At 69.7% G+C, this 5,293-nt stretch carries 7 protein-coding genes; 4 read left to right on the forward strand and 3 right to left on the reverse strand.

The annotated features are described in order from the left end of the window. Window positions 1-227: 227 nt before the first annotated feature. Window positions 228-491, reverse strand: coding sequence for a hypothetical protein (locus ACFRQN_RS39690; RefSeq protein ID WP_117485911.1), 264 nt, complete (start codon window positions 489-491; stop codon window positions 228-230). Beyond that, entirely contained in the window at window positions 488-856 is a 369-nt protein-coding gene (locus ACFRQN_RS39695; protein ID WP_074002711.1) for an ATP-binding protein, read from the reverse strand. The genes ACFRQN_RS39690 and ACFRQN_RS39695 overlap by 4 nt, the downstream gene beginning before the upstream one ends. Window positions 857-1,151: 295 nt before the next feature. Between ACFRQN_RS39695 and ACFRQN_RS39700 the strand changes: the two genes are divergently transcribed. The 3 genes from ACFRQN_RS39700 to ACFRQN_RS39710 are packed head-to-tail and all read left to right on the forward strand — an operon-like array spanning window position 1,152 to window position 2,624. Then, window positions 1,152-2,015, forward strand: coding sequence for a helix-turn-helix transcriptional regulator (locus ACFRQN_RS39700; protein WP_074002712.1), 864 nt, complete (start codon window positions 1,152-1,154; stop codon window positions 2,013-2,015). Beyond that, window positions 2,012-2,233 (forward strand): DUF397 domain-containing protein, encoded by a 222-nt coding sequence (locus tag ACFRQN_RS39705; RefSeq protein WP_380745501.1) that lies wholly within the window; start codon window positions 2,012-2,014, stop codon window positions 2,231-2,233. The genes ACFRQN_RS39700 and ACFRQN_RS39705 overlap by 4 nt, the downstream gene beginning before the upstream one ends. A gap of 25 nt (window positions 2,234-2,258) precedes the next feature. Then, complete coding sequence (locus ACFRQN_RS39710) at window positions 2,259-2,624, forward strand: VOC family protein (protein ID WP_380745503.1); 366 nt, start codon at window positions 2,259-2,261, stop codon at window positions 2,622-2,624. A gap of 54 nt (window positions 2,625-2,678) precedes the next feature. On the opposite strand, the gene ACFRQN_RS39715 is transcribed toward ACFRQN_RS39710, so the two are convergent. Continuing rightward, on the reverse strand, window positions 2,679-3,416 hold the full coding sequence (locus ACFRQN_RS39715) for a response regulator transcription factor (protein ID WP_079272162.1): 738 nt from the start codon (window positions 3,414-3,416) through the stop codon (window positions 2,679-2,681). Between the two features lie 215 nt (window positions 3,417-3,631). Here ACFRQN_RS39715 and ACFRQN_RS39720 point away from each other — a divergent pair, with 215 nt between their 5' ends. Further along, window positions 3,632-5,038 carry a hydrolytic protein gene (locus tag ACFRQN_RS39720; protein WP_181970399.1) on the forward strand — a complete coding sequence of 469 codons (1,407 nt, stop codon included), beginning with the start codon at window positions 3,632-3,634 and terminating at the stop codon, window positions 5,036-5,038. Window positions 5,039-5,293: the final 255 nt, after the last annotated feature.

The following is a 5,293-nucleotide window of genomic DNA, read 5'->3' on the forward strand; positions in this document are numbered from 1 at the left end:
GCAGGATGTGGGCCGGGCCGACTTCGTGTGCGCACGCCCATGCCGCTCGGCGGGTCCGGCCGGGCGGCATGGGCGAGTGGGGCTTCAGGCCACCGGTTGGCGGTCTCGGCCTGGGCTGGGACTTGCGGCGCGTTCATCCGGGCGGTGGGGCATCCGCAGGACGGCGACCGCGCCGAGGCCGACGACGGCGATGGCGAGGAGCAGGAGAAGGGGAAGGGCGAGATCGATCAGGAGTCGCACGGGGCTTCGGTCCTCTCGTAGTGCCGGAGGATCGCGAGGAGGTTGAGGACAGTACTGGCGGGAGCCATGCCGAAGCGGACCGAGACGCGGCCGTCGACCCCCACGTGGTCCGTGGCCGCACCGGGCCAGAGGAGGCCGAACTTGCGGCCCCGCTCGTGGAGTTCGTCGAGCAGGGAGGCGACCTCCGGCTCGGTGTAGGTGCGCATGATCGCGTCGGCCGGCCCGGTCGGGCGGCGGTGGTCGGCGGTCACGCGGCGGCGTCCAGCTCGAACCAGACGGATTTGCCCGATTTGCGGGACTCCGTGCCGAAGCGGTCGGTGAGCGAGCGGACGAGACGCAGACCCCGGCCGGAGACGGCGAGGAGGTCGGAGCCGTCCCGCCGGATCGGGACGATGGGGCTGCCGTCGCTGACGGAGACCCGGAGCACGTGGTCGAGCAGCGCGATGACGACGAGCGGCGCCGCACTGCCGCCGTGGCGCCAGGCGTTGACGAACAGTTCGAGGAGCGCGACCTCGGCATCGGCGACCAGGTCGGCGTCCCACCCGGCGCGCGCCGTGAGCTCGCGCAACTCTTCGCGCGCGGCCGACCAGTCAGGGGGGAGTCCAAGGGGAGACACGAAGAAACCTCCATGGGAGTCGAGAGATGACTCCGAGCGACCGATGATCAGTCAGGGGAGTCGACCCGGAGTGCGATCGCGACGTGTGCACACGACGAAGCATCCAGCAATTGCTGTCAGTGTGCAGCCCGTCACACACAGCATGGGGCCAGGCGTCTATGTTTGGCAACTCGTCATGATGTTTTGGATATATTCAAATCGAACGCCCAGCAGGGCCCCTACAGTGGCCATAGCCGGTGGCGAACGTGCCCGCCGGGAAGGCAGACTGGTCCACTGAGGCTCAGAGAGGGCGGGGATGGGCGGAGCAACAGGTCCGACGGTTCGGCGGAGGCAACTCGGGGCCGAACTCCGCCGCCGGAGAGAGGAAGCCGGCCTCTCGCATGAGGAAGTCACCGAAGCGCTGAGCGGGATGAGCCAGCCGAAGCTGTCCCGCCTTGAGAACGGCCGGGGTGCCACCAAGGTCGATGACGTCAAGCGACTCCTCGCCCTCTACCGGTGCGAGGACCACGAGTTGATCAACGCGCTCGTGGATCTGGCCAAGCGCGGCGCACAGCGCGGAATGTGGTGGCAAAGCTACAGCGCTGACATCGGGGAGCCGCTTGGCAACCTCATCTCGTTGGAGGCAAGCGCCTCATCGATGCGCTCCTACGAAGGCTTCTTCATCCCAGGTCTTCTTCAGACTCCCGCCTACGCGCGCGAGATCATCAGGAAGCTCACTCTCCGCCCTGGAGTCAACGTCGAGGCACTCGTCGATGTCCGCATGGCACGCCAGAGCGCGCTGACCCGAGCCGAACCGCTCGCGCTGTGGGCAGTGATAAACGAAGCCGCAATCCGGTCCGGAGTCGGCGGACCGAAGGTCATGGCTGAGCAACTCGCCAGGATCGCCGACAGAGCAAGCCAGCCCAACGTCAAGATCCAGGTGATGCCCATTGGTGCACCTGCGCACCATGGCATGGGCGGTGCCTTCTCCATCCTCGGATTTCCGCAACGGCAGGATCTCGACGTCGTCCTCGTGGAGGGCGCGTTGAACGACCTCTGGGTCGAGGACGCCGCCGATGTGGCGCTGTACTCGGCGAAGTTCGACGCCATCCGAGCGGATGCTCTGGGCCTCGACGACTCCCTCGCCCTGATCATCGAACAGAGAGACAAGCTCACATGACGTTCATCCCGAACGCAGCCACCATCGCCGCAGTCTGGCGCAAGTCATCACAGAGCAACGAGTCCACGAACTGCGTCGAGTTCGCCCTGGGTGAGCCGGTCTCCTACATCCGCGACTCGAAGGACCCCTCCGGCCCCGCCCTGGCCTTCGACCTAGCGGCCCACTCCTCCTTCATCGCCGCCGTCGCCACCGGCGAGTTCGACTTCGGGCTGCTCTGATCACCCCACAGAGAGGCAGGCTCACATGCCCATATCCCTGAACCACACCATCGTTCCGGCCGTCGACAACGAAGCGGCAGCCCTCTTCTTCGCCTCTGTCATGGGCCTCGACTACCAGGGCGCCGACCGGCACTTCGCGCCGGTGCGGGTCAACGACTCCCTCACCCTGGACTTCATGACCGTCGAGGACCCGGTCGGCCATCATCTGGCCTTCGACGTGGACCCGGCCTCCTTCGACGGGATCCTCTCCCGGCTCCGCGAGGCCGACGTGCCTTTCGGCGACGATCCCCGCGAGCCCGGCAACGGCCGGACCGACCACCCCTTGTGCCCTCGCGGGCTGTACTTCACCGACGAAGCCGGGAACCTCTACGAGGTCATGTCCCCCGCGTGAACTCCCCCGCTCCACGCGGTGCCCCGCCCACCCGGGCGGGGCACCGTCATGCCGCTAGATGAGCCCGCGCCGCATGGCGTACCCCACCGCGTGGGCCCGGTTGCGGAGGCCGAGGCGGGTGATGATCTCGTGCAGCACATTCTTCACCGTGCGCTCCGAGTACGACGTCTTGGCGGCGATCTCGCTGGTGTCGAAGCCCTCCGCCACCAGCTTCAGCATCTCCGCCTCCCGTGCAGTTAACGTCGAGAGGGTCAGGCCGCGCCCGTCGAGCATGGTGCGCTGGAGGATGCCGATCCGGTCGAGCAGTTCGCCGAGCAGGTCGCCCGGCATCACGCCCTCCCCGTTGGCCAGCGCGGTGATGAGGTTCACCAGCCGGTCCTGGTCGGCCTCCGAGCGGCGCAGCACGGCGGCGACCCCGTTCTCCACGATGGTCTGCAGCCCGCCGGCCTCGAAGTGCCCCACCACCAGGCCTATCCGGCCGGTGGTGGCGAGTCGCAGCCGCCGCAGGTGCTCGGTCACCGTCTCCGTCAGCGCGTCGACCACCAGCAGGGAGACCTCGGCCTGCCCGGCCTCGCTCTCGTTCAGCAGGACGACCTCGGGCCGCTGGCGCAGCTGTTGGACCACGCCGGTCTGCAGGATGAGGTCCTCCGCGTAGACCGCCACCCGCACCTGGCTGGGCCTGCCGCGGAGTTGGGCGGGTACGCGCGGGACGGCGGCGCCGGCGGGCTTCGGTGCCACCGTGGTGCGGCGGGCTGTGACGGCTTCCTCACGGGTTGTATCGGTCGACGTCATCGAACTGCTCCATTCTGCAAGTGCCTGCGAGGGTGACGGCCGGGCGCCGCGGGGCGGTGCCGGCCGGGGGCTTGGGGGCGGGTCACGTGGAGCCGGGCCGGGCCCGCGACGGGACCGGGCGGGGTCTCCGGTCGGTCCGTACGGGCAAGGGGTGTGGCCCCCAGCTTGCCCGTACGGCCCTCTTCTCCGGCGCGGTACGGCCCTACCGTCACGCTATGACCACATCCGCCGAACTCGGCCTGCCAGCACTCACGGTGGCCCCCGGTGGCGTGGCCACCACGACCCTGACGGTCCGCAACGACCTCGACATCGTCGAGGCTTACACGTTCGAGGTGGTCGGCGACTGTGCCGGCTGGACGAAGGTGGAGCCGGCCCGGGTCTCGCTGTACCCGGGGACGTCCGAGACCGTGACGGTCCGGCTGGCCCCGCCTCGCTCCCCCGCCACCCGGGCCGGCGAGTTCCCGCTCGGCATCCGGGTACTGCCGGTCGAGCGCCCCGACCTGGTGACGGTGCCGGAGGCCACGGTCACCGTGACGCCGTTCCAGGAGCTTCAGGCCGCGCTGGCCCCGCGCCGTCGCCGCGGCTGGCTGCGCGGGCGCTACCGGGCCTCGGTGCGCAACCTCGGCAACGCTCCGACCGGTGTGACGTTCACTCCGGGACAGGCCGGTGAGGACCTGCGGTTCCGGGTCACGCCGGAGAAGCTGCGGCTGGAGCCCGGCGAGTCCGGGGAGGTGCGGGTGCAGGCGCGCACCCGCAAGCTGATCTGGTTCGGCAAGCAGGCGGCCTGGCCGTTCGAGGTGACGGTGGGCCCGGAGGAGCGGGCGGACGGCAAGGACGCGAAGGACGGCAAGCCCGGCAAGGACGGGAAGGACGCGAAGGAGGAGAAGGCGCCGGAGGCCGCACCGGGCACCGCGCAGCCGCCCGTCCAGAAACCGCTGCTGGACGGCGAGTTCCTCCAGCTGCCGATCTTCCCGAAGTGGCTGCTCGCGCTGCTGGCGGCGCTGATCGCGCTGCTGCTGGCCTGGTTCGCCCTGGTCCGTCCGGCGGTGCGCAGCTCCGCCAAGCAGGCGGCCGAGAAGGCCGTCGCCCAGCAGATCGCCACCCCGGCCCCGCCCGCCGGCGTTCCGGCCGGTGACACACCGGGCAGCCCCGGTACCGGGAGCACCCCGGGCGGCCAGACCAAGCCGGGCGCCGGGAAGCCGACCACCGGCCCGGGCAGCCAGGGCGGTCCGGGCGGCCTGGCGGTGCCGGGGACCGGCCAGCAGAGCTCCGCCGCGATCGACGTCGTGACCGAGACCGGAACCGCCAAGACCGGCAGTTACCAGGTGCCGCACGGCAAGGTCTTCGACATCACCGACCTCGTGGTCGCCAACTTCCAGGGCGACCAGGGGCTGGTGACCATCATGGCCGGCAACACGACCATCACCACGATCGCCTTGGAGACCTTCCGCAACCAGGACTACCACTGGGTGACTCCCCTCCAGGTCCCCGAGGACCAGGCCGTGACCGCGAACGTGACCTGCGAGGTGCCGGGCACCCCGGCCTCGGGCAAGCAGGCGCCCACGTGCCACGAACTCCTCAACGTCAGCGGGACCCTGAGCGACATCCGGCAAGGAAACTGAGCGTTTCCAGGCCGTTCGTCTCCGAATTCCCGCTCCTCCCCCACGTCCCCCTCACGTCTCGTGACCATGTCAATACCCGACGGACACTGTTGCATCGTGCACCCGTCCGAACCAAACCGACCCGCCCGTAACCTGCTGTGATCTGCCCCTGAGGGCAACCGGGCTGGTCCCTGAGGGCAACCGGTGCGCCCCCACGAGCGGTTCTGGGTGTCCCGCTCCGGAAAAGCCGAACGCCGGTCCCCGCCCAACCAGGGC

This window comes from Kitasatospora sp. NPDC056800 (genome assembly GCF_042789775.1).
Classification (GTDB): Bacteria; Actinomycetota; Actinomycetes; order Streptomycetales; family Streptomycetaceae; genus Kitasatospora.

Excerpts from the sequence above, each read along its gene's own strand:
- ACFRQN_RS39715 (WP_079272162.1), bottom strand. The coding sequence starts at position 3,416 with ATGACGTCGACCGATACAACCCGTGAGGAAGCCGTCACAGCCCGCCGC.
- ACFRQN_RS39705 (WP_380745501.1), top strand. The coding sequence starts at position 2,012 with ATGACGTTCATCCCGAACGCAGCCACCATCGCCGCAGTCTGGCGCAAG.
- ACFRQN_RS39710 (WP_380745503.1), top strand. The coding sequence starts at position 2,259 with ATGCCCATATCCCTGAACCACACCATCGTTCCGGCCGTCGACAACGAA.
- ACFRQN_RS39720 (WP_181970399.1), top strand. The coding sequence starts at position 3,632 with ATGACCACATCCGCCGAACTCGGCCTGCCAGCACTCACGGTGGCCCCC.
- ACFRQN_RS39700 (WP_074002712.1), top strand. The coding sequence starts at position 1,152 with ATGGGCGGAGCAACAGGTCCGACGGTTCGGCGGAGGCAACTCGGGGCC.